Annotated in this window: 18 protein-coding genes; 9 read left to right on the top strand and 9 right to left on the bottom strand. The window is 72.2% G+C overall.

All coding sequences use genetic code 11. From position 1 onward, the window contains the following. The first annotated feature begins 2 nt into the window (after nt 1-2). The 5 genes from P0L94_15705 to radA all read left to right on the top strand — a co-directional run bounded on the left by P0L94_15705 (nt 3) and on the right by radA (nt 6,749). The gene (locus tag P0L94_15705; GenBank protein ID WES63900.1) at nt 3-1,628 is read left to right on the top strand and encodes a GAF domain-containing protein; all 1,626 of its coding nucleotides are present in this window, start codon (nt 3-5) and stop codon (nt 1,626-1,628) included. Next, nucleotides 1,625-2,284 carry a response regulator transcription factor gene (locus P0L94_15700; protein WES63899.1) on the top strand — a complete coding sequence of 220 codons (660 nt, stop codon included), beginning with the start codon at nt 1,625-1,627 and terminating at the stop codon, nt 2,282-2,284. The genes P0L94_15705 and P0L94_15700 overlap by 4 nt, the downstream gene beginning before the upstream one ends. Before the next feature lie 109 nt (nt 2,285-2,393). Further along, nucleotides 2,394-3,770, top strand: a complete 1,377-nt coding sequence (locus P0L94_15695; GenBank protein WES63898.1) for an MFS transporter — start codon at nt 2,394-2,396, stop codon at nt 3,768-3,770. A gap of 334 nt (nt 3,771-4,104) precedes the next feature. Next, nucleotides 4,105-5,055 carry an L-lactate dehydrogenase gene (locus P0L94_15690; GenBank protein WES63897.1) on the top strand — a complete coding sequence of 317 codons (951 nt, stop codon included), beginning with the start codon at nt 4,105-4,107 and terminating at the stop codon, nt 5,053-5,055. 311 nt (nt 5,056-5,366) lie between these two features. Then, the gene (gene radA / locus P0L94_15685; protein WES63896.1) at nt 5,367-6,749 is read left to right on the top strand and encodes a DNA repair protein RadA; all 1,383 of its coding nucleotides are present in this window, start codon (nt 5,367-5,369) and stop codon (nt 6,747-6,749) included. Nucleotides 6,750-7,067: 318 nt separating this feature from the next. On the opposite strand, the gene P0L94_15680 is transcribed toward radA, so the two are convergent. The 8 genes from P0L94_15680 to P0L94_15645 form a co-directional block, all read right to left on the bottom strand. Then, nucleotides 7,068-7,472, bottom strand: a complete 405-nt coding sequence (locus P0L94_15680; protein ID WES63895.1) for a hypothetical protein — start codon at nt 7,470-7,472, stop codon at nt 7,068-7,070. A 233-nt stretch (nt 7,473-7,705) separates the two neighbouring features. After that, nucleotides 7,706-8,407: a hypothetical protein gene (locus P0L94_15675; protein WES63894.1), complete on the bottom strand. Its 702-nt coding sequence runs from the start codon at nt 8,405-8,407 to the stop codon at nt 7,706-7,708. A 67-nt stretch (nt 8,408-8,474) separates the two neighbouring features. After that, nucleotides 8,475-8,978: an amino-acid N-acetyltransferase gene (locus P0L94_15670; GenBank protein ID WES63893.1), complete on the bottom strand. Its 504-nt coding sequence runs from the start codon at nt 8,976-8,978 to the stop codon at nt 8,475-8,477. Between the two features lie 238 nt (nt 8,979-9,216). After that, a complete protein-coding gene (locus tag P0L94_15665; GenBank protein ID WES63892.1) occupies nt 9,217-11,742 on the bottom strand; it encodes an ATP-dependent Clp protease ATP-binding subunit in 2,526 nt (841 codons plus the stop codon). 159 nt (nt 11,743-11,901) lie between these two features. Then, nucleotides 11,902-12,618 carry a hypothetical protein gene (locus tag P0L94_15660; protein WES63891.1) on the bottom strand — a complete coding sequence of 239 codons (717 nt, stop codon included), beginning with the start codon at nt 12,616-12,618 and terminating at the stop codon, nt 11,902-11,904. 103 nt (nt 12,619-12,721) lie between these two features. Continuing rightward, a complete protein-coding gene (locus P0L94_15655) occupies nt 12,722-13,780 on the bottom strand; it encodes a MauE/DoxX family redox-associated membrane protein (GenBank protein ID WES63890.1) in 1,059 nt (352 codons plus the stop codon). 29 nt (nt 13,781-13,809) lie between these two features. Beyond that, on the bottom strand, nt 13,810-14,979 hold the full coding sequence (locus P0L94_15650; GenBank protein ID WES63889.1) for a glycosyltransferase: 1,170 nt from the start codon (nt 14,977-14,979) through the stop codon (nt 13,810-13,812). Then, nucleotides 14,976-15,635, bottom strand: a complete 660-nt coding sequence (locus P0L94_15645) for a hypothetical protein (protein WES63888.1) — start codon at nt 15,633-15,635, stop codon at nt 14,976-14,978. The genes P0L94_15650 and P0L94_15645 overlap by 4 nt, the downstream gene beginning before the upstream one ends. Before the next feature lie 115 nt (nt 15,636-15,750). Between P0L94_15645 and P0L94_15640 the strand changes: the two genes are divergently transcribed. The 4 genes from P0L94_15640 to P0L94_15625 are packed head-to-tail and all read left to right on the top strand — an operon-like array spanning nt 15,751 to nt 22,152. Beyond that, complete coding sequence (locus tag P0L94_15640; protein WES66332.1) at nt 15,751-17,721, top strand: glycosyltransferase; 1,971 nt, start codon at nt 15,751-15,753, stop codon at nt 17,719-17,721. Then, nucleotides 17,718-18,860 carry a glycosyltransferase family 4 protein gene (locus P0L94_15635; GenBank protein WES63887.1) on the top strand — a complete coding sequence of 381 codons (1,143 nt, stop codon included), beginning with the start codon at nt 17,718-17,720 and terminating at the stop codon, nt 18,858-18,860. Before P0L94_15640 ends, P0L94_15635 begins: the two co-directional genes overlap by 4 nt. Next, nucleotides 18,857-21,025: a glycosyltransferase family 4 protein gene (locus P0L94_15630; protein WES63886.1), complete on the top strand. Its 2,169-nt coding sequence runs from the start codon at nt 18,857-18,859 to the stop codon at nt 21,023-21,025. Before P0L94_15635 ends, P0L94_15630 begins: the two co-directional genes overlap by 4 nt. Further along, nucleotides 21,022-22,152: a glycosyltransferase gene (locus P0L94_15625; protein ID WES63885.1), complete on the top strand. Its 1,131-nt coding sequence runs from the start codon at nt 21,022-21,024 to the stop codon at nt 22,150-22,152. Before P0L94_15630 ends, P0L94_15625 begins: the two co-directional genes overlap by 4 nt. A gap of 19 nt (nt 22,153-22,171) precedes the next feature. On the opposite strand, the gene P0L94_15620 is transcribed toward P0L94_15625, so the two are convergent. Further along, nucleotides 22,172-22,795 carry a hypothetical protein gene (locus P0L94_15620; protein ID WES63884.1) on the bottom strand — a complete coding sequence of 208 codons (624 nt, stop codon included), beginning with the start codon at nt 22,793-22,795 and terminating at the stop codon, nt 22,172-22,174. Nucleotides 22,796-22,820 lie beyond the last annotated feature (25 nt).

Genomic DNA, 22,820 nt, shown 5'->3' with positions numbered 1-22,820 from the left:
TCATGGACACCGCGGGCGAGACCCTGCCGCAACGGCGCATCGACGATCTGCTGAACGCGAGCACGGCCGTCGTCGAGCACCTCGAGCTCGAGGAGGTGCTCGGGCGCATCGTCGAAGCGGCCATGTCGCTCGTCGACGCGCGCTACGGCGCCCTCGGCGTGCTCGGTTCCGACGGCCTGCTCGACCGGTTCATCCACCGGGGCGTGGATCCCCGAACGGCCGCGCGCATCGGCGACCTGCCCCGCGGCCGCGGCATCCTCGGCGCCGTGATCGCCGCCGACGGCCCGGTGCGCCTGGCGCACCTGTCGGAGGATCCGCGCTCGACCGGCTTCCCCGCCCACCATCCGCCGATGGACTCGTTCCTGGGGGTGCCGATCCGGGTGCGCGATGCCGTGTACGGCGACCTCTATCTCGCGGACGCCGCATCCGGCGCCTTCACCGCCGACGACGAGGCACTGATGGTGTCGCTCGCGGCGACGGCCGGTGTCGCGATCGAGAACGCGCGCCTGTTCGAAGAGGCACGCGCCCGACAGCAGTGGAGCGAGGCGATCGCCGACGTCATGGGCGCCCTGCTCGACGTCGACAGCGACGACGCCCTGGACGTCATCGTGGAGCGGATCGTGCCCCTGGTCACGGCCGACGTCGCCACCGTCGCGATCCCGTGGGCCGACGACGAGATGAAGATCATCGCGTCGAAGGGGGCGGATGCCGTGCACCTGCGCGGTCGCACGTTCTCCCGTGCGGGAACGCCCGCCGACCGGGCCCTCGCGACAGGGCGCGCGGTCAGCACGCCCGAGCAGCCGGCGGGCGCCCTCTTCGAGGACCAGCCGCCGATCGGGCCGTCGGTCGCGGTGCCCCTCATGGCCGGCGCCGAGCCGCTCGGCGTCCTCACGATCTCACGCGAACCCGGCAGCCCCGGCTTCACCGACGCCGAGCTCGAGATGGCGTTCGTCTTCGCCGGGCAGGCGGGCGTCGCCATCGAGGTCGTGCGAGCCCGCGAGGACCGCCGACGCACCGAACGCAGCCAGGACCGGTCGCGCATCGCCCGGGATCTCCACGACCACGTCATCCAGCGTCTGTTCGGCGCAGGGCTGGCGCTGCAGGCGGTCGCCATGACCGCGGGCGACGCCGCGGCGGCGGCGCTCGGCGAGCAGGTCGACGCCCTCGACGACGCCATCAAAGAGATCCGCACGATCATCTACGCCCTCAGCCAAACGCCCGGCGCCTCGCGCGGCACCCGCGATCGGCTGCTGTCGGTCACGTCCGAGACCCTCGCATCCCTGCCCTCGGCACCGCGTCTGCGGTTCAGCGGCCCGATCGACAGCCTCATCACCGCCGATCTCGCCGACGATCTCGCTGCCGTGCTGCGGGAGTGCCTCGCCAACATCGTCAAGCACGCCGGCGCCCACGTCGTGGACGCGTCCCTCGTCGTCGACGACGAGTGCGTGACGCTGACGGTGCGGGACGACGGCCGCGGCATCCCCTCCGACGCGGGCAGGCGAGGGCTGGCGAACCTCGCCGAACGCGCGCGCCTGCGCGGCGGAGAGTGCATGATCGATTCGACGACGGATGCCGGCACCACCGTGACCTGGACCGTTCCGCTCCCCGACGAGGAGGACACCCCATGACCCGCGTGTTCCTGGTCGACGATCACGAGATCGTCCGCCGCGGCATCGCCCAGCTCATCGACGCGGCCCCCGGCCTCGAGGTCGCCGGCGAGGCCGGATCGGTCAGCGAGGCGCTCCGTCGCGTCGAGGCGGTGTCGCCCGACGTCGCGGTGCTCGACGTGCGCCTGCCCGACGGCGACGGCATCGACCTGTGCCGCGAGATCCGCTCGCGGCATCCGCACATCCGCTGCCTCATCCTGACCGCCTACGACGACGACGCCGCGCTGCGCTCGGCCGCCCTCGCCGGCGCGAGCGGGTACGTGCTGAAGGACGTTCGCTCCAGCGCCCTGCTCGACGCCATCCGCGCCGCCGCCGACGGACGCACGGTGCAGTCGTCGAAATCGCTGCGCGCCGCCGCGCAGTCCCTGGCCAAGCCGGCGGCCCCCGCCCCCGGAGAAGGCATCGACACAACGGATGCCGAGCTGTCGTACCGCGAGCGGCAGGTGCTCGACCTCATCGCGGAAGGCATGACCAACCGCGAGATCGGCGAGCGCCTCGGCCTGGCGGAGAAGACCGTCAAGAACTACGTCTCGGGCCTGCTGGCCAAGCTCGGCATGGAGCGCCGCACGCAGGCCGCCGTCTACGGCGCCGAGCACCGGCACGGCCCGGGGCACTGACGCCCCGCGGCGGGTGCGAGCGCGCGGCATCGGTCCCTGTCCCGACGGGCGTCCGCTCGCGGCATCCGTCCCCCTCCCGGTGCGCGGGGCGGAGCGGTAGGTTTGCGCCATGGCCGAGACGATGACGCCGCAGCAGCGCCTCGTGCTGGTCATCGCGATCATCGCGTCCTTCATCGCGTTCCTCGACGGCACCGTCGTCAACGTCGCGCTTCCGGCGATCCGCGACGAGTTCGGCGGCGGACTCGCGACCCAGCAGTGGGTCGTCGACGCGTACTACATCACCCTGGCCGCGCTCATTCTGCTCGCGGGCTCGGTCAGCGATGCGTTCGGCCGCATCCTGATCCTTCGGATCGGACTCATCGGATTCGGCATCACGTCGATCGTGATCGCGCTCTCGCCGGACGCGATCGTGCTGTTCGGCGCCCGCGCGCTGCAGGGGGCGTCGGGGGCCCTGCTCGTGCCGAGTTCGCTCGCGCTCATCACCTCGGCGATGCGGGGGCCGCTGCAAGGCCGTGCGATCGGGATCTGGACCGCGTGGACCACCGTCGCCTTCATCATCGGGCCGATCCTCGGCGGCGTGTTCGTCGACCTGGTGTCGTGGCGGTGGGTGTTCGTGATCAACATCCTGCCGATCGCCGTGGCCCTGTGGCTGACGACGCGACTCGAGCAGCGCGACGTCCGCCGGCCCGACGCCCGCATCGACTGGCTCGGCGCCGTGCTGTGCACGCTGGGCCTCGGCGGCACGGTGTACGCGCTCATCGAGCAGCCGCAGCTGGGCTGGACGCCCGTCATCTGGATCACGCTCGTCGGCGGCATCCTGCTGTTCGGCGCCTTCCTGTGGCGCCAGGCCGTGACGACAGCCCCGATCCTGCCGCTCGGGCTCTTCCGAGTGCGCAACTTCTGGACCGGGAACGTCGCCACGGTCTTCATCTACGCCGGCATCTACCTCGTCGACCTCGTCGCGATCATCTACCTGCAGCAGGGAGCGGGGTTCTCGGCGACGCTCGCGGGCCTCGGCATCCTGCCTTGGATCATCATGCTCACGGTGCTGAGCCCGTTCGCCGGGACCTGGGCGGGCCGGTACGGTCCCCGGCTGTTCATGACCGTCGGACCGGTCGTCATGGCCATCGGCACCGCGATGCTGCTGTTCGTCTCGGCGGACTTCAACTACTGGTGGCAGGTCCTGCCCGCCCTCACCGTGTTCGGGATCGGGCTGGGTCTGATGGTCTCGCCGCTGACTGCGACCATCCTGGGCGCGATCGAACCCGAGCGCGCCGGCATCGCGTCGGCGACGAACAATGCCATCTCGCGCGTCGGGGGCCTGCTCGGCATCGCGCTGCTGGCCACGATCACCGGCGGGGCGCTCGACCTCGACGGGCTCCACCGCGCCGCGATCGTGATGGCGGTGCTGCTGCTCGTGGGCGGCGTGGTCGCCTTCCTCGGCATCCGCAATCCCGCGCGCGAGTCCGTCGACAGCGCGAGCTGATCCCGGCCCGATCGGGTTGCAGGAGACAAGGTCCTGCGCGCCCACCCCGCCCTGCGAAGGTGACGTGCCGTGCCGTGCCGGGCCGGGCCGGCGGTGGCGGTCCCGAGCCAGCGCCCCGCCTCGCGCAGGTGGCACCTGCTGCTGCCTCGAGGGACGCGTGGCGACCACTCGCGCCACCTTCGCGATGCCGGCCGCCGAGAAGGTGTCAGCGGATGCTGCATCCGGGCGCGTGCTGCCGACGAAAGCGCCACCTTCGCGCGGGCAGGCACAGGGGTGCCGCAGCGGCGACCACGTCGATCTGGCACGGCGCACCCCACCCTGCAAGACTGAGCGCATGGCTGTCATCGAGAACTCGAAAGTCACCGTCGTCGGCGCGGGAAGCGTCGGCTCGAGTGTCGCCTACGCCGCGCTGATCCGCGGCTCGGCCCGTCACGTCGCCCTCTACGACATCAACGCCTCGAAGGCCGAGGCCGAAGTCCTCGACCTCGCCCACGGCACCCAGTTCACCGGCTCGAGCGACATCATCGGCGGGGCAGACATCTCGTGCGTCGAGGGGTCCCATGTCGTCGTCATCACCGCCGGCGCGAAGCAGAATCCGGGACAGACCCGCATCGAGCTCGCGGGCGTCAACGCCGGGATCATGAAGAAGATGATGCCGCAGCTGCTCGAGGTCGCCCCCGACGCCATCTACGTCATCGTGACCAATCCGTGCGACGTGCTGACGGTGCTGTCGCAGGAGGCCACCGGGCTGCCCCCGGAGCGGCTCTTCGCCTCGGGCACCGTGCTCGACACGTCGCGCCTGCGGTGGAAGCTCGGGCAGCGCGCGGGCGTCTCGCCATCGAGCGTTCACGCCTACATCGTCGGCGAGCACGGCGACACCGAGTTCCCCCTGTGGTCGCACGCGACCATCGGCACCGTGCCGATCCTGGACTGGATCACGCCCGCCGGCGACAAGATGACGGTCGAGGAGCTCGACCAGATCGCCGTGGACGTGCGCGATGCGGCCTACAAGGTGATCCAGGGCAAGGGCGCGACCAACTACGCGATCGGCCTGTCGAGCGCCCGCATCGTCGAGGCGATCCTCGGCGACCAGAACGCTGTGCTGCCGGTGTCGCCGCTGCTGCAGGACTTCCACGGGATCAGCGGGGTCGCGCTGTCGGTGCCCTCGATCGTCAACTCCGCCGGGGCCCACCCGATCCACCAGACCACGTTCTCGCCGAGCGAGATGGGACTGCTGCGTCGCTCCGCCGACGCGCTGCGCGACGTCGCCAACTCCCTGCGCTGACACGCTCCGGCGCACGCCGGGGCAGGAGAACTCGCGCGAACAGGACGCTGCGGCCGTGGTGGCGGGCTGAGACCCGATCGGACGGCCCACGACCAGTCGGTGTCCTCGGCACCACGTGTGCCACGTCTCAGGCAGAACCACGCGACACGCCGACACGGCGGGCGTGTCGCTGCGATTCGGCCTGAGTTGCCACACGTACGAGGGACGAAGCACGCGATCCTTGGAGTCGGCGGAACGGACGCCGTCCGCCTCCCGGACCGGCGCCGCCGCGCCACGGACGCGTTGTCGGCGGCGGCGCCTACGCTGATCACATGGCTTCGAAGCGCACCGCGACCTCTGCGCCGTTCCGCTGCACGGAGTGCGGGTGGACCACCGTCCGCTGGGTCGGCCGGTGCGGCGAATGCCAGCAGTGGGGCACCGTCGTCGAGGCCGCCGAGCAGACCGGCATCGTCAAGACCGTCTCCGCCGTCGCCCCGGGTGCCGCGCGGGCGGCGCGGCCGATCACGCGCATCGACACCGCCGAGGTGCCCCGACGCGACACCGGCGTCGCCGAGTTCGATCGGGTGCTCGGCGGCGGTCTCGTTCCCGGCGCTGCGATCCTGCTGTCGGGCGAGCCGGGCGTCGGCAAGTCGACGCTGCTGCTCGAGGTCGCGGCGCAGACCGCGCGGTCGGGCCGGCGCGTGCTGTACGCGAGCGCCGAGGAGTCCGCGGCCCAGGTGCGGCTGCGCGCCGAGCGCACCGGCGCCCTGCACGACGAGCTGTACCTGGCCAGCGAGACCGATCTCGCCACGGTCCTCGGCCACATCGACGAGGTGCGGCCCGACCTGCTGATCGTCGATTCGGTGCAGACCGTGTCCTCGGCGATGTCCGAGGGGGCTGCCGGCCACCCGTCGCAGGTGCGCGAGGTCGCGTCGACCCTCATCCGGGTCGCCAAGGACCGCGATCTGCCGACGATCATCGTCGGGCATGTCACGAAGGACGGCACGATCGCCGGACCCCGCATCCTCGAGCACCTGGTCGATGTCGTGTGTCACTTCGAAGGCGACCGCCAGACGTCGCTGCGGTTCGTGCGAGCCCTCAAGAACCGCTTCGGCCCGACGGACGAGGTCGGATGCTTCGACATGGCCGGCGACGGCATCGCCGAGGTCCCCGACCCCTCGGCCCTGTTCCTCGGCCACGGCGACCCCGTCTCGGGGACGTGCGTCACGATCGCGCTCGAGGGCCGTCGCGCGCTGCCGGTCGAGGTCCAGGCACTGACCATCGAGACCCAGGCCCCGAACCCGCGCCGCATCGTCAGCGGCGTCGACAGCGCCCGCGTGGCGATGGTGCTCGCCGTCGTCGAGAAGCGCCTGAAGCTGCCCCTGTCGAAGCACGACGTGTACGTGTCGACGGTGGGCGGCGTGCGCCTGATCGAGCCGGCCGCCGACCTCGCCATCGCCGTCGCCGTCGCGAACTCGCTGCGCGGCCACGCGCTGGCGCCGGGGATCGCCGCCATCGGCGAACTGACCCTCGCCGGCGAGGTGCGACCGGTGACTCAGGCCGCGCAGCGGCGATCCGAGGCCGGCCGCCTCGGCTACCGCACCGTGGTCGACGCGGGCGCGCGGACCCTCCACGGCGCGATGGACGAACTCGCCCTGCATCGCCGGCGGCCGGGGCGTGATTCGGCGGGCCGGGGCGAGGTTCCCGACTTCTGATCAGTCGAACGGCGCCGTCGGCCGTCAGGCCCGCTCGCTCCGCTCGGCGCACCACGGAACCGAGCGCTCTCGGGCAGCGCCTTCTCCGAGTCCCGGCGGGTGCACGCCTCCGAGCCGACGCGCGTCGGTCACCTCACGTGGCGCGATGGGCGGCCATGCCGATCGGCGCCATGCCTAGCGCGGTAGAAGCCAGGCCTCGAGCGCAGCGCCTCGCGGTGGGGCCTCACACGAGGCGATCGGGGCCTCACGCGCGGTGATCCCCGCCTCGAGCGCGGCGATCAGGCCTCGAGCGCGGCGATCAGGCCTCGAGCGCGGCGATCAGGCCTCGAGCGCGGCGATCAGGTCGGCCGGAGCCGCCTGCAGCGGGTGGGGTCCGGCGATATCGAAGAACACGGTCTTGATCTGCGATTCGTACGTCGTCAGGAACGCCTTGAGCCACTCCGGCGACTGCAACGCGACCCCCGGCGGAAGCGTCTCGGGCTTGTGCTTGGCGTCGCTGAACAGCAGCAGGGCTACATCGCCGTTGTTCGGGTCGCGGTAGGTCCAGACCTCACCGACATCCAGGGGGTTGTCGCGCTGCCCGGGCCGCATGAGCGGGACGACCGTCGGGCCGTGGCGCAGCGCGAAGGCGACCGCCGCCATGTCCTGCGTCTGCAGCGCGTCGGCCAGCTGGGTATTGCGGAAATCGAGGGACCCCTGCTTCGCGCGCTTCTTTCCGGCCATCCCTCCAGGGTAGTCGGCGAGGCACAGCCGACGAACAGAGAAGGCCCTCTCGTCATCCGGATCAGACAGGATGAGGCGAGAGGGCCTATGCTCACCGGGCGGATGAAGACAAGCTCGCTGGGGACGAGCAGTGCCGCTGGGGACGGCACCTGACCACCGCGGCGGGAGCTGATATCAGAATACGCCCCACAGCCCCGTTTGGACCCGATATCGGGCGATACTCAGCAAGCGGATCAGTACAGCAGGAACGACACCGGCTCGATGGCCGGGAAGCCCCCGATCTCGACATCGAGCCAGTATGTCGCGCCGTTGCCCGACGCGCGCGGCCGGTCGCTGCTGTCGCACGTTCCGACGGCCGATCGCGTGCGATCCCACTCCAGCGGTGACGCGCTCTCGACGGTCTGCCCCGCGGCGAGCGTCACGACCATGTCGCTCGGCTCGGTCTGGCAGTCGGTGGAGCGCCACCACGTGTCGGACCCGCTGCTCACCATGAACACCTGGGTGCTCGTGCCGACGTTGAGCGTGCAGTCGGCCTCGCCGTCATTCGTGAGCCGGATCGAGAACCTGGGGTTCTCGTCCGAAGCGTAGGACCCCTGGTCGGCGACCGCTTCGATCGTGAGGTCGGTCTCGATGCACGGCTGCGCCACGGGGGTCGCCTGCGGCGACGGCGTGCCCGACGGGGTCGCCGCCGCGGCCGTCGGTCCGGGCGTCGGCGTCGGAGTCGCGCTGCCCGGGACGGGAAGCGCCGTCGCGGTCTGGTCGGCGGCCGCCGGAACCGGGGCTCCCCCGGCATCCGAAGCCGCGCTCCGCCACGGCTGGGCGATCAGCAGCCAGACCCCCACCGCGATGACCACGATCACCAGCAGCAGGGTGAGGCGGCGTCGACGGTAGACCGCCGGCGAGTGCCGCCTGCGCCTGGTCGCTTCGCCGCTCATACCTCCACGGTAAGCTCGCCCGCCCGTTCGGCGTGTTCGGCACGCCCGCTTGGGCGCGCGCCGCGCCTCACAGGCGCTTGAGCATCCGGGTGTTGCCGAGGGTGTTCGGCTTGACGTGCGCGAGATCGAGGAACTCGGCGACGCCCTCGTCGGGGCTGCGGATGAGCTGCGAGTACACGTCCGGGTCGACGACCTGCTCGCCGATCGGCGAGAATCCCCGCCGGCCGAAGAAGTCCACCTCGAAGGTGAGGCAGAACAGGCGTGTCAGCCCGAGCTGCCTGGCGTTGGCCTCGAGCGCCTCGACGATCGCGCGCCCGACACCGTGCTTCAGCCACTCGTCGGCGACGATCAGGGTGCGGATCTCGCCGAGGTCCTCCCACATGCAGTGCAGGGCGCCGCATCCGATCAGCCGGCCGTGCGTGTCCTCGGCCACGACGAACTGCTGCACCGCCTCGTAGAGGACGACGAGGTCCTTGCCGAGCAGGATGCGCCGCTGGACGTAGGGCTCGAGCATCCGCTGGATGCTCTGAACATCACCCGCCCGCGCCGCGCGCACCTGGAAATCTGCCACCCGCCCAGCCTACGCGGCGCACCTGGCTGCCCGCCGAGCCACCCCGTTCTCGCCCATCCAGCCGCGATCCCTGCGGTCGACGAGGTGCAGGGCCGCAGGAAAGGGGATCGGACGGCGATGGGGGCGGACGGCGAAGGGCATCGGTCCGCGATGGGGGTCGGTCGGCGACGGGTGCCGGGCAGGAAGACGACGAAGAGGCGGATGCCGCAGCACCCGCCCCCTTCGTTCGCGATCCGGGTCAGTCCGAGCCGATGACGAGGTCGGGGCTCGCGGTGATCTCGCCGCCGCCGACGACGCCGACCGCGACCTTCTCGCCGCGCGGCCCGCTCTCGAACGTGAACTCGCCGTTCACGGCGTCCACCTTGACGTGGTCGCCCGAGTCGAGCTCGCCGTGCAGGATCTGCTCGCTCAGCCGGTCCTCGACCTCGTGCTGCATCGCGCGGCGCAGGGGCCGGGCGCCGAGGGCCGGGTCGAACCCGATCTCGATGAGGCGCTCCTTGGCTGCCAGCGACAGCTCGATCGTCATGTCGCGGTCGAGCAGGCGCTCCGACAGACGCTTCGTGAACAGGTCGACGATCTGGATCAGCTCGGGCTTGCTCAGCTGCGGGAAGACGATGATGTCGTCGACGCGGTTGAGGAACTCGGGCTTGAAGTGACGCTTCAGCTCCTCGTTGACCTTGCCCTTCATGCGGTCGTACGACGTCGCGGTGTCGCCCTCGACCTGGAACCCGACCGGGCCGCCGGCGATGTCGCGCGCACCCAGGTTGGTGGTCATGATGATGACCGTGTTCTTGAAGTCCACCACGCGCCCCTGACCGTCGGTCAGGCGACCCTCTTCGAGGATCTGCAGCAGCGAGTTGAAGATGTCGGGGTGGGCCTTCTCGATCTCGTCGAAGAGCACGACCGAGAACGGCTTGCGGCGCACCTTCTCGGTGAGCTGGCCGCCCTCTTCGAACCCGACGAATCCGGGAGGCGCTCCGAACAGACGCGAGACGGTGTGCTTCTCGCCGAACTCCGACATGTCGAGGGAGATCAGTGCGCCCTCGTCGTCGAACAGGAACTCCGCGAGCGCCTTGGCGAGCTCGGTCTTTCCGACACCGGTGGGGCCGGCGAAGATGAACGAGCCCGACGGGCGCTTGGGGTCCTTCAGACCCGCGCGCTGGCGGCGGATCGTCTTCGACAGGGCCGAGATGGCCTCTTCCTGGCCGATGACGCGCTGGTGCAGCGCCTTCTCCATGAAGACCAGGCGGCTGGACTCCTCCTCGGTGAGCTTGAACACCGGGATGCCGGTCGCCTGCGCGAGCACCTCGGCGATCAGGCCCTCGTCGACCACGGCGTGCGATGCGACGTCACCCGAGCGCCACTGCTTCTCGAGGCGCAGGCGCTCGGCCAGGAGCGACTTCTCCTCGTCGCGCAGCGACGCGGCCTTCTCGAAGTCCTGGTCCTCGGACGCCTTCTCCTTGTCCTCGCGGACCTTGGCGATCTTCTCGTCGAACTCGCGAAGCTCCGGCGGGCTGGACAGGATCGACAGGCGCAGGCGGGCCCCTGCCTCGTCGATCAGGTCGATCGCCTTGTCGGGCAGGTAGCGGTCCGAGATGTAGCGGTCGGCGAGGTTCGCCGCCGCGACGATCGCGCCGTCGGTGATCTGAACCTTGTGGTGCGCCTCGTAGCGGTCGCGCAGCCCCTTGAGGATGTTGATCGCGTGCGGGAGCGACGGCTCGGCCACCTGGATCGGCTGGAAGCGGCGCTCGAGCGCGGCGTCCTTCTCGAAGTGCTTGCGGTACTCGTCGAGCGTCGTGGCGCCGATCGTCTGCAGCTCACCGCGGGCCAGCAGCGGCTTCAGGATCGAGGCGGCGTCGATCGCGCCCTCGGCGGCACCGGCACCCACGAGGGTGTGGATCTCGTCGATGAAGACGATGATGTCGCCGCGCGTGCGGATCTCCTTGGTGACCTTCTTCAGGCGCTCCTCGAAGTCACCCCGGTAGCGCGAACCGGCGATGAGCGAGCCGAGGTCGAGCGAGTACAGCTGCTTGTCCTTCAGCGTCTCGGGGACGTCGCCCTTCACGATCGCCTGGGCGAGGCCCTCGACCACGGCGGTCTTGCCGACGCCGGGCTCGCCGATGAGGACCGGGTTGTTCTTGGAGCGGCGCGAGAGGATCTGCATCACGCGCTCGATCTCCTTCTCGCGCCCGATGACCGGGTCGAGCTTGTTGTCGCGCGCCGCCTGCGTGAGGTTCCGACCGAACTGGTCGAGCACCTGCGAGCCGCCCTGTGCGCCCGAGGGGGCCTCCTGCGCGGCACCGGACACCGCGGCCGGCTCCTTGCCCTGGTAGCCCGAAAGCAGCTGGATGACCTGCTGGCGCACCTTGTTGAGGTCGGCGCCGAGCTTGACCAGCACCTGGGCGGCGACGCCCTCGCCCTCGCGGATGAGGCCGAGGAGGATGTGCTCGGTGCCGATGTAGTTGTGGCCCAGCTGCAGCGCCTCGCGCAGCGACAGCTCCAGCACCTTCTTCGCGCGCGGCGTGAAGGGGATGTGGCCGGTCGGCTGCTGCTGGCCCTGACCGATGATGTCCTGGACCTGCTCGCGGACGGCGTCCAGCGAGATGCCGAGGGACTCGAGGGCCTTCGCGGCGACACCCTCGCCCTCGTGGATCAGACCGAGCAGGATGTGCTCGGTGCCGATGTAGTTGTGGTTGAGCATCTTCGCCTCTTCTTGGGCGAGGACGACAACCCGACGGGCACGGTCGGTGAATCTCTCGAACATCGGTCTTTCCCTCCGGCTCGGGGCACGGGTCCCACTGCGGGCGCTTTACAAGAAGGGTAACGAGCGGCGGATGCCGAAATGCCCGTGTTCGCCAGGGGCATACGGGCAAGCGGATGCCGCCCGACCTCGGGTGCCGTGCGGCGGAGTGCGGGCCGCGCCTCAGGGCGTGCCGGCGATCGGGACCGGCACGGCGTCGAACTCGCCGCCCGTGAGCACCGCCGTCGCGCCGACCGGCTCATCAGGACCGTCGACCGTCGCGATGGTCACCCGCGGAGCCATGTCCATCGTGCAGACCTGGTCGGCCGCCGGCGTCTCGAACGTGACGGTGACCTCGCTGTCCCCGGTGACCTCGGCCCCCTCGACCACGGGCGCGCAACTCGAGGACCCCCACGTGAGGATGACGATCGTGCCCTCACCCGCCCACCCCGCGCTGGGCGCGTACTCGGTCATGTCGCCCGGCATTCCGGCGAGCGAGGGGTCGCCGGCGAGGATCACGTCGCCGGCGTAGTCGCCGGTCACCGCCACCGCGAGATCATCCGCGGGACTCATCCCCTCGGGCAGGGCCACGTACACCGCGCGCGGGACGTAGTCCATCGTGCAGGCCTGGTCCTCGGGGTCGGCGAGCTCGACGCTCAGCACTCCGTCCACGCCCTCGACGCCCGCCACCGACGGGACGCACGACGAACTGCCGTACGTGACGACCCCGACGCCGCGCCCGTCGTCGAGCCATGCCGCGGCGACCTCGCTCCCCGGGGTCGGATCCGGCTCGTCGGGCGTCGCCCCGCCCGTCGTCGACCCCGACGAGCAGCCCGCGAGGGCGAGCAGAGCGCACGCGGCTCCGGCTCCGATCACGATCGCGCGCGCACGAGAGAACATCTCCGCCCCTTTCGGCCTCTGCGCCGTGGCGCCCCGGCCGGTTCCATGATCGCGCGGATGACGAGCGGGGTCCATGCCCCGCGCCGACGCGGCATCCGGCCGGTCAGGACTGCTCGGCGCGCGCCGCGGCGACGCTCGCGACGACCTCGGCGACCTCGTCGAGCGAGTCGCGGATCTCGGTGACGAAGGCCTCGATGTCGCGATAGCCGACCTCCGGCCCGCCCGCGAGCATGCCGTCGATGCCGAACAGCACCGCGGTGGGCGTCAGCCAGTGGTCCTCGAGGGTGCGCCCCAGGTTCCCCTGCGGGTCGTGCAGCGACTGCGGCTCGGTCGTCTCGACGAGCATGCCGGCATCGTGCGGATGCTGGAACAGCAGCCGGATGTCGACCTCGGGGAGAAGCGCCCGCCATTCGTCGACGCGCTCGAGGACGGGCTCGCAGCCGCCGCACCCCTGTGCGACCGCGAAGACGAGCATCGGACGCGTCCGGGGCAGGTCACGGAGATTCACGGGGGAGCCGTCGCCCAGGGTGAGGGGGACCGCGGGCGTCCGCAGACGGACGTACTCCCCTGCCTCCTCGCCGTCGGGGGTCGGCGACGGCACGCCGGCCTCGGCACGGGCGTCCCCGGCCGCGACCTCGGCCACCGTCTCGGGTTCGGGCCACAGCACGAGAGCGACCGTGAGCGCTGCGACCGCGGCCATGCCGATCCACAGCCACGCATCGGCGTCGGCGGCGATCACGGCGCCGCCGAGCAGCGGGTTCGCCCAGATGACGCCGGCGGTGGCCGCCGCGACGAGGACGAGCCACGCGTTGCGCACGACGGTGAGACCCGTGACCCGCTTCTTCTCGCCGAAGCACGCGCACGACGCGTCCTCGGGCCGTCGCTGGACGCTCCAGACGAGCCACAGGTAGGCGACCATGATCACCAGCGCGATCACGGCGGCGATCAGGCCCAGCAGCCCGCCGAGCACGAGGAGCGCGAGCCCGAGCGCCATCTCACCCCACGGGTGCAGCCGCACCAGCCACGCGCGCCGGAACACCGCGGGAACACCCAGCTCGGCCCAGCCGGCGAGGTCGTCCGGGCGACGCAGCTTCGCGATCCCGCTGGCGATGAGCACCGCGGCGAGCACGATCGGAAGCGTGATCGGGATGGCTTCGGGCATACGAGGATGCTAGCGGGTGCGTGCGACCGTCAGGCCGGACCCGAGAGCACGGCCGCGTAGAGGTCGGCATGGGCGCGGGCGACCTCGGCGTCCGACAGGAGACCGGGAGTGCGAACGGCGGATGCCCCGAGCCGCGCTCTCAGATCGGCGTCTTCGGCGAGTCTGCGCAGCGCGCCGGCCAGCGAGACCCGATCGCGCGGCGTGAACCGCAGACCGTTGTCGCCGTCGACGACCCACTCCGTCGGGCCGCCCTCGTCGGCGACGACCGTGGCGCACCCGGCGGCGAGGTACTGCAGCACGTTCTGCCCGAGCGGTTCGGGCCGAAGCGAGGCCTGCACGGCCACGTCCCATCGGGCGAGCGCGGCCGCCGTGTCCTCGACATGGCCGAGGAAGGCGACCTGTTCGGCGACGCCGAGTTCGACGGCCCGCGATCGCAGCGAGTCGAGGTGACCCTCATGGCCGAACGGGGCGCCGCCGGCGATCTCGAGGCGGGCGCCCGTTCCCGCGCACGCGTCGGCGAACGCCTCGAGCAGCAGCAGCTGGCCCTTCCACGGGTCGACGCGGGCGAGCATGCCCACCGTCACGGGCCGGGCGTCCGCCCGGCGCGGCTCGGAGGCGCGGATCAGCCCCGACGCCGACGGGATGACCGCCGTCACGGCATCCGGCCTCAGGAACGGCCGCGCGGACTCGAGCGTGGCCCGCGAGTTCGCGATGACGCCGTCGGCACGGCGCAGGGCGACCCGGCTCATGAGGGCGAAGCCGAACCCGCCGAGCGCCTCCGGCTCCACCATGTCGCGCAGGTGCACGACGAGGGGTCGTCGCGACGTCAGCGCGGCCAGCGAGCCGTAGGCCGCCGCCCGGGCGGTGTTGGCGTCCACGATGTCGGCAGTCCGGAAGCCCGGGTGCAGCCGCGTGACGACGGCCTGTGCGAGAAGGCGTCCGAGAGCCGCCAGCGCCGGGAGCGCGCCCCCGGCGCTGACCCCGGCCCGCTGGGCCACACCGGCGACGCGCACCGGTGCGCGACCGGGCAGGTCGGCGTACACGCCGCCGCGGCCGCTCGGCGGCACCAGCAGCAGTGGCTGCCAGGGCGGGCCTGTGACCAGCATGCGCTTCAGGGCATATTCCGCGCCGCCCGCCGCCGAGGTGTGGTCGAGGTGCAGGACGCGCATCCGCCGTCCGTCCGCGGCGGAGCCGGTCACCGCGCCGTCGCCTCCGCCAGCTGAGCGCGCACGCCATCCGCGTCCTGGGCGGCCGCGATGTAGGCGTCGCGGTCGGCCGCTGACATCCCCAGCAGTCCGGCGGCGAGATGGGCGAGCGGAACGATCTCCTCGCCCACCATCCGCAGATACGCCGCGTCGTCCTTCCCCTGCGGGTCGACGATGTCATCCTCGCCGACATCGGCGGGTCCCCCGCGCGCATCCGCGAGCCGGCTCACGGTGCGGACGAGGTCTCGCACGACGAGCGGGCGGGATGAGGGAGCGACGGCCGCGGCGAGGCGACCGGCCTGGCGGATCGTGAAGGTCTTGCGCAGCGCCGCGGGGGCCCGCTGGATCACCTCGTCCCGATGGCGTGACGATGCCGCCAGCACGAGGTCGGCGCGCGCGAGCATGTCGTCGGTGATCTGCGTCGCGCGATGATCGGAGCCGTCCGCCCCCAGCCCCTGCGCGAGCGCGCGCGCCCGGTTCCCCATGTGCATCCCGACGGCGGCGTGGGTGCCTGCGCTGCTGACCGTGACCTGACCCGACAGCGGGGCGGGCAGGTACCAGCCCACCCACGTGCGCAGGAGCGCCTCGGCCAGCGGCGATCGGTGCACGTTGCCCGTGCACACGGTCAGGATCGAGAACTGCGCGGTCATGCTGCCTTTCGCGCCGACGACGTTTCCCCGGCCGTACGCGTGCGGCACTAGGGTTACTGCGAAAGCATAGTCGGGAGGTGCGGTGCGGGTACTGCGGATCTCGCACAGCGCGACGGTGTCCGCGTGGCGCGGACGCGAGCGAGCGCTTCGAGCGCGGGGCGCGGACGTGACCCTGCTCGCGGCTCGTCGCTGGCACGCCGGCGGCGTCGACGTCTCGCTCTCGCCGGGTGAGGAGCCCGGGACGCTTCCGGTCGCGACGTGGGGTCGGCATCCGGCCCTCTTCCTGTACGACCCGCGCCCGCTGTGGCGTGCGCTGGGCGAGGAGTGGGACGTCGTCGACATCCACGAGGAGCCGTTCGCGCTGGCGACGGCGGAGATCCTCGCGATCAAGGCGCTCCGGCGCTGCCGCGCCCCGTACATCCTGTATACGGCGCAGAACCTGCTCAAGCGCTACCCGGCGCCCTTCCGATGGCTCGAGCGCGCGGCGCTGCGGGGCGCCGCGGGCATCTCGGCCTGCAATGCGGACGCCGCCCGGATCGCCCAGGACAAGGGCTTCGCCGGAGATGCGCGCGTCATCCCTCTCGGCGTCGACGTGGCGGAGTTCGCGGACGTCGAGACGACCTCTCAGTCCGCGGACGGGCGGATGCCGGATGCCGGGCAGACGCCCTCCGTCGAGCCCGGCACGGTGACGGTCGGCTACCTCGGCCGCCTCGTCCCCGAGAAGGGGCTCGGTGTGCTGCTGGACGCCGTGAGCCGCTCGCCGCGTCTGCAAGCGCGCATCGCCGGCGCCGGTCCGCTCGCTCAGACGCTGGCCGACGACGCGGCGGCCCGCGGCATCGCCGATCGCGTGCAGCTGGTGGGGGCCGTCGCACCGGCCGACGTCCCGGCCTTCTATCGATCGGTCGACGTGCTCGCAGTGCCGTCGCTGCCCACGCCGACGTGGACCGAGCAGTTCGGCCGCGTCGCGGTCGAGGCGATGGCGGCCGGCGTCCCGGTGGTCGCGAGCGACGCGGGCGCGCTCCCGGACGTCGTCGGCGGAGCGGGCATCGTCGTGCCGCGCGGGGATGCGGCGGCCCTCGCCGAGGCCCTGGTGTCGGCCGCGGGACCCCGCGCCGACGAGCTGCGCGCCGCCGGTGCGGCGCGGGCCGCGGAGTGCACGTGGGAGGCCGTTGCGCGAGACTACGAGGCGCTGTACCGCTCGGCCGCCCACGGCGGCGCGGAGGACGAACCCGCGGCCGGTCTCGAGATCGTCACCGTCGCCTACGGGGCGCCCGAGCTGCTCCGCGACGCCCTCACGCCCGTGGCCGATCTGCCCGTGACGGTCGTCGACAATTCGTCTCTCCCCGAGATCGCCCGGCTCTGTCGCGACCTGGACGTGCGCTACATCGATGCGGGGGCGAATCTCGGATTCGGAGCGGCGGTCAACATCGCCCTCTCGGATCGGCTCATCCCCGGCGCCGACGTCCTGCTGCTCAATCCCGATGCGCGCGTCTCACCGGACGACATCGCGCGCCTCCAGTCGGCGCTTCGCGCGCAGCCGGACCTTGCGAGCGTCGGCCCCGCGCAGGTCGACGACGACGGTCACAGCGCCCGCGTCGAGTGGCCCTTCCCCTCCCCGTCGGGAGCGTGGCTCGATGCGGTGGGCCTGTCGCGCCTGCGCCGCGGAGCGCGGTTCGTGATCGGCTCGGTGCTGCTGCTGCGCGCCGAGGCGCTCGCCCAGGTGGGCGGGTTCGACGAGCGGTTCTTCCTCTATGCCGAAGAGACCGACTGGGCCTACCGCGCACACCTGCTCGGCTGGCGGCACAGCGCCGTGCCCGAGGCGCACGCCGTGCACGTCGGCGCCGGCACCAGCTCCGACAGCGCGCGGCGCGAAGCGCACTTCCATGCCTCGCAGGAGCGCTATCTGCGCAAGCACTTCGGGGCGGGTGGATGGCGGTTCGCACGCGCCGGCATCTGGGTGGGAGCTGCCGCCCGGACCCTGGCCCTGCGCGGCGATCGCCGCCTCGCCGCGCGTCGTCGCGCCGCGATCTACCGGGCCGGCCCCGTGCGCATCGAGGGCATGCTGACGGCGAGGGAAGCCGCATGACCCGCATCGTGCAGATCGTGCCGTTCATCGCCCCCGGATCGGGCGTGTCGGGCGTCGCGTGGAACCTCGACCGGGAGCTGCGGGCGCTCGGCGCCGACGTCGAGAGCTTCACCTACACGACGGCGCTGCGCGGACGCCCGATGACCACGGGCAGCACGCCGCGCCGTGAGCGGATGCTGCAGGCGTGGCGCGTCGTGTGGTTCAGCACCGTCGGCACGCTGCGGGCGAAGCGGTTCCTCGCCGAGCGTCCCGACGCCGTCGTGCTCTGCCACAACAACGTGATGACCGGCGACGTGTACATCAACCACGGCGTGCTCGCCGCGTCGATGCGGGCCCGCGGGGGCGCGGCGTGGCGGATGGTGCGCAACCCGACCCACCTGTTCACGTACGTGCGCGATCTCATCCGCTACCGCACGCGGATCCACCGGGCCGTGGTGGCGCTGACGGATGCCGAGGTGGGCACGATGGAGCGGACCTACGGCCGCATCCGCCCCCGGACCGTCGTCATCTCGAACGGCGTGGATCTCGACCGCTTCAGCCCGCCGACGCCCGACGAGCGGGCCACGGCCCGCGCGCAGTTCCAGCTCGACGACGAGGACCGCGTGGCCCTGTTCGTCGGCCACGACTTCGACCGCAAGGGCCTGCCGGTCGCGATCGAGGCGCTGCGGCACGCGCCGACCGTGCTGCTGCTGGTGATCGGCGGGAACGCCGGCATGGTGGCATCCGCGCGGGCGATCGCGGAGCAGCACGGCGTCGCCGATCGCGTTCTGCTCCTCGGAGAGCAGCGCAACCTCGCCCCGTACCTCGCCGCGGCCGACATGTTCGTCTTCCCGAGCGCCTACGAGTCCAGCGGCCTGGTGTTCCTCGAAGCGCTCGCGAGCGGTCTGCCGGTCGTCGCCACCCCCGTCGGCGTTGCGCCGCACGTCGTGCACGACGGCGTCAGCGGCTTTCTCGTCGCGCGCGATCCGGTCGAGATCGGCGACCGCATGGAGCGCATCGCCGCGACCGACCGGTCGGAGTGGCGCGAGCGCGCGCGCGCCGCGGTGCAGGACTACTCCTGGAACGCCATCGCCCGGCAGTACCTCGAGCTCGTCCACGAGCTCGAGCGGGAGCGCGAGACCGAGCGGAGCAGATCGTGAACGCCCCGACGCCCCGCATCGTCCAGATCGCGCCCGAGATCTCGCCGGGCTCGGGCATCGCGGGTGTCGCATACGAGCTGGAGCGCCGGTTCGCGGCCGCGGGTGTCACGGTCGAGCGCTTCACGATGGCGGATGCGCGCCCGACGGGGCCGCCGGCGGCGCCGCGATCACGCCTCGGGCACGCGTGGGACGTCGTGTGGTTCAGCACGATCGGAACGGCACGCGCGAAGCGATTCCTCGCCGCACGCCCCGACGCGATCTCGATCTGCCACAACGACGCGATGACGGGGGACGTCTACGTCAACCACGGCAACCTGCAGGCGTCGATGCGCGCCCGCGGCGGGTACTGGTGGCGCATGGTGCGCAACCCCGTGCATCTGTTCACGGCCGCCCGCGACCGGGTCCGATACCGCGGCGACACCCACCGTGCGGTCGTGACGCTCAGCGCTGAGGAGACCGACCGACTCGTCGAGACCGCCGGCGGTGTGCGCCCCCCGATCACCGTCATCCCGAACGGCGTCGACCTCGAACGCTTCCGACCGCCGACCCCCGAGGAGCGGCAGTCGGCGCGCGCGGCGGCCGGAATCGCCGACGACGTGCCGCTCGCGGCGTTCATCGGCCACGAGTTCGATCGCAAGGGCCTGCCGCTCGTCCTCGAGGCGCTGCGTGAGCTTCCGGCCGTGCACCTGCTGGTCATCGGCGGGACGCCCGACGAAGTGCAGCGCGGGCGGCGTCTCGCCGAGCACCGCGGCGTGGCCGACCGCGTCGTGTTCACCGGGATCGACCCGGATCCGGTGAAACGCCTGTGGGCGGCGGACCTGTTCGTCCTCCCCAGCGCCTACGAGTCCAGCGGCCTGGTGTTCCTGGAGGCCCTGGCGACCGGTCTGCCGGTGGTGGCCACCCGCGTCGGGGTGGCGCCCGAGCGGATCGACGGCCGCAACGGACGGCTCACCGACCGGACCGCCGCGGATGTCGCGCGCGGAATACGCGAGGTCCTCGCGGAATCTCCCGCAGGGGTCCGCGCCCGCGCCCGTGCGAGCGTCGAAGACCTCGGCTGGGACGGCGTCGCGGGGCGATACCTCGACCTGGTTCGGCGTCTCGACGACGAACGGCCGGGCCGAGGACCGCTGCGGATCGTCCACGCCATCCGCTCGGACGGGTTCTCCGGCGTCGAGCGGTTCGTCCTGCAGCTGGCGCGGATCCAGGCCGCGGCCGGCGACCACGTGCGGATCGTGGGCGGCGACCCCGCGCGCATGCGCGCAGCTCTCGCCGGCACCGGCATCCCGCATCGCGCGGCACGCACGACAGCCGAGGTCGCCCGCGCCCTCCGCGACGTCCGCGCCGATGCCGACGTGGTCAACACCCACATGACCGCCGCCGACCTCGGCGCGGTCCTCGCCTACTCGGGCCGTCGCCGGCCCGCCGTGGTCTCGACGCGGCACTTCGCGCGACGGCGCGGCACGGTCGGCCCCGTTCCCCTGGATGCGCTGATGCGCGGCGTGGTCGACGGGGAGCTCGCGATCTCCGACGCCGTTGCGGCGGCCACGGGTCTGCCCGCCACCGTCGTTCACACGGGCCTCGACGACGACGCCCCGCCGGTGCGTCCCCGCGAGCGGACGGTGCTCATGGCCCAGCGCCTGCAGCCCGAGAAGGGGACGGATGTCGGCCTGCGCGCGTTCGCCGCGTCCGGCCTCGCGGCCGAGGGCTGGCAGCTCCTCATCGCCGGAGACGGCATCGAACGGGCGACGCTCGAGTCCGAGGCCCGCGAGTCGGGCGTCGGGGACGCCGTGCGGTTCCTCGGCTTCCGCACGGACGTGCCCGACCTCATGGCGGCTGCGTCCCTGCTGCTCGCCCCGTGTCCGAACGAAGGACTCGGGCTGTCGGTGCTCGAGGCGATGCGCGCGGGCCTGCCGGTCGTCGCCGCCCGCGGCGGCGGGCACGTCGACCTGCTGACCGGACTCGACCCGGCGGCGCTGTTCGCGCCCAGGGACGCCGACGCCGCCGGTGCCGCGCTGCGACAGCTCGCCGAGGATGCGGAGCGCCGTGACCGTCTCGCGCGGTCCGCGCGCGAGCGCCAGGAGCGCGACTACTCGCTCGAGGCGCAGAGGGCCGGCACGGATGCCGTCTACCGCGCGGCGATCGCGGCCCGGGGCTCGACACGATGACGGATCTCGTGGTCGTCTCGCTCGAGCGCTGGGACGACGTGTGGCGCCGCAACCAGCACCTGCTGTGGCGACTGCTGCACACCGACCCCGCGCTGCGCGTGCTCTTCGTCGAGCCGCCGGCCGACCCGACGCACGACGTGCGCTCGAAGCGGCGACCCCAGCTCGGGCACCGGCCGAGCGACGAGCTCCTTGCGGGGAGGCTCTGGCGGATGCGGCCGGTCAAGCCGCTGCCGCGGCGCCTCGACCCGCGGGCCGACGACCGGCTCGCCCTTCAGATCGAGCGCGCTGCCCAGCGACTCGGCTTCGACGCGCCCCTGCTGTGGGTGAACGATCCGGGCGGCGCCGTGCTCTCGCGCCGCACCGGCTGGCCGACCCTGTACGACATGACCGACGACTGGCTCGCCGCCGAACGCCCGGGCGCCGAGCTCGAGCGCATCGCCGCCCACGAGCGCTACCTGTTCGCGCATGCGGCCGAGGTCGTCGCCTGCTCACCCGAGCTGCAGCGGCGGAAGGCGCCCGAACGGCCCGCGTCGATGCCCGCGATCACCGTGGTGCGCAACGCCGTCGACGTAGCCGCCTACCGGCGCCCGCGCCCGCGCCCGGCCGACCTGCCGACGGGCGCCGTCGTGCTCTACGTCGGCACGCTGCACGGCGATCGCCTCGACGTCGACCTGTGCGCCGAGCTCGCGGCGACGCTCACGGGCGCGGCGGCGGTCGTCTTCGTCGGCCCGGACGCACTGACCCCGGCGCAGAGCTCGCGGCTCCGCGCATCGGGTGCTCGGCTGCTCGGGCCGCGGGGTCACGACGAGGTCGTCGCCTATCTGCAACACGCCGACGTGCTGATCGTGCCCCACGTCGTGACGTCGTTCACCGAGAGCCTGGATCCGATCAAGCTGTACGAGTATCTCGCCGTCGATCGCCCCGTCGTCTCGACGGCGGTCGCGGGCTTCCGCGACGCCGCGGACCCCCGTGTCGCGATCGCCGCGCGCGAGGACGTGATCCGGGTCGTTCAGGAGGCGCTCACCACGGCTGCGCCGCCGGAGTGGTCCGCGGCGGACGTCGCCGACTGGGACGAGCGCGCGTCGGCGATGCGCGCCGTCCTCGACCGGATGCCGGCGCCCGCGTGACGCGGACGCCGGCGGACGATCACGCGTCGAGCGCCTGGTAGAACGGCGGGGTGCAGGTCGGCGACCCCGTCGGGAACGGAATCTGCGACGAGCACGGCGGGAACGACGGCGCGTACAGATCCGGGATGAAGATCGGCTGGTGGTCGTCGTCGGCGCAGTCGTGACCCCACGGCACGGTCAGGTCGGCGTACACGTCGTCGTTCGCGGAGTTGTTCGAGTTCGCGAAGATGAGGATGTCCACCGACTCACCCGGCAGGATGTCGGTGCAGTAGTCCGGGTAGATGCCGAGCACGTCGAACGGCAGCGTCGGGTTGCCGTCACCGTCACGCACATTCGTCACGGTGATGCTCGGCTTCAGCACGATCGGCTTGGACGTGTTGTTCGTCACCTGGATCGGCAGCGCGAACGCCTTGCTGAAGTCGCCGGCGAAGATCCCCTGCGAGATCTCGGCGGGGCAGCGGCTCTGGCTCGCGCCAGGCAGCTTGCACGCCACGCCCACGAGGACGGTCGGGGGCGGACCGGATGCCGCGAACGCCGGCACGGGCGCCGCCACGGCCACCGCGGGCACCGCCCACGCCATCGCCTTCGTCACGGTACGACGGCTCATGCCCTTCTGTTCGGGCACGGAGTTCTCTTCGGTCACGGTGAACCTCTCTGTTCTCTCGGTC

The sequence above is a fragment of the Microbacter sp. GSS18 genome (assembly GCA_029319145.1).
Classification (GTDB): domain Bacteria; phylum Actinomycetota; class Actinomycetes; order Actinomycetales; family Microbacteriaceae; genus Microbacterium.
This window is presented reverse-complemented; position numbering and strand designations above follow the sequence as displayed.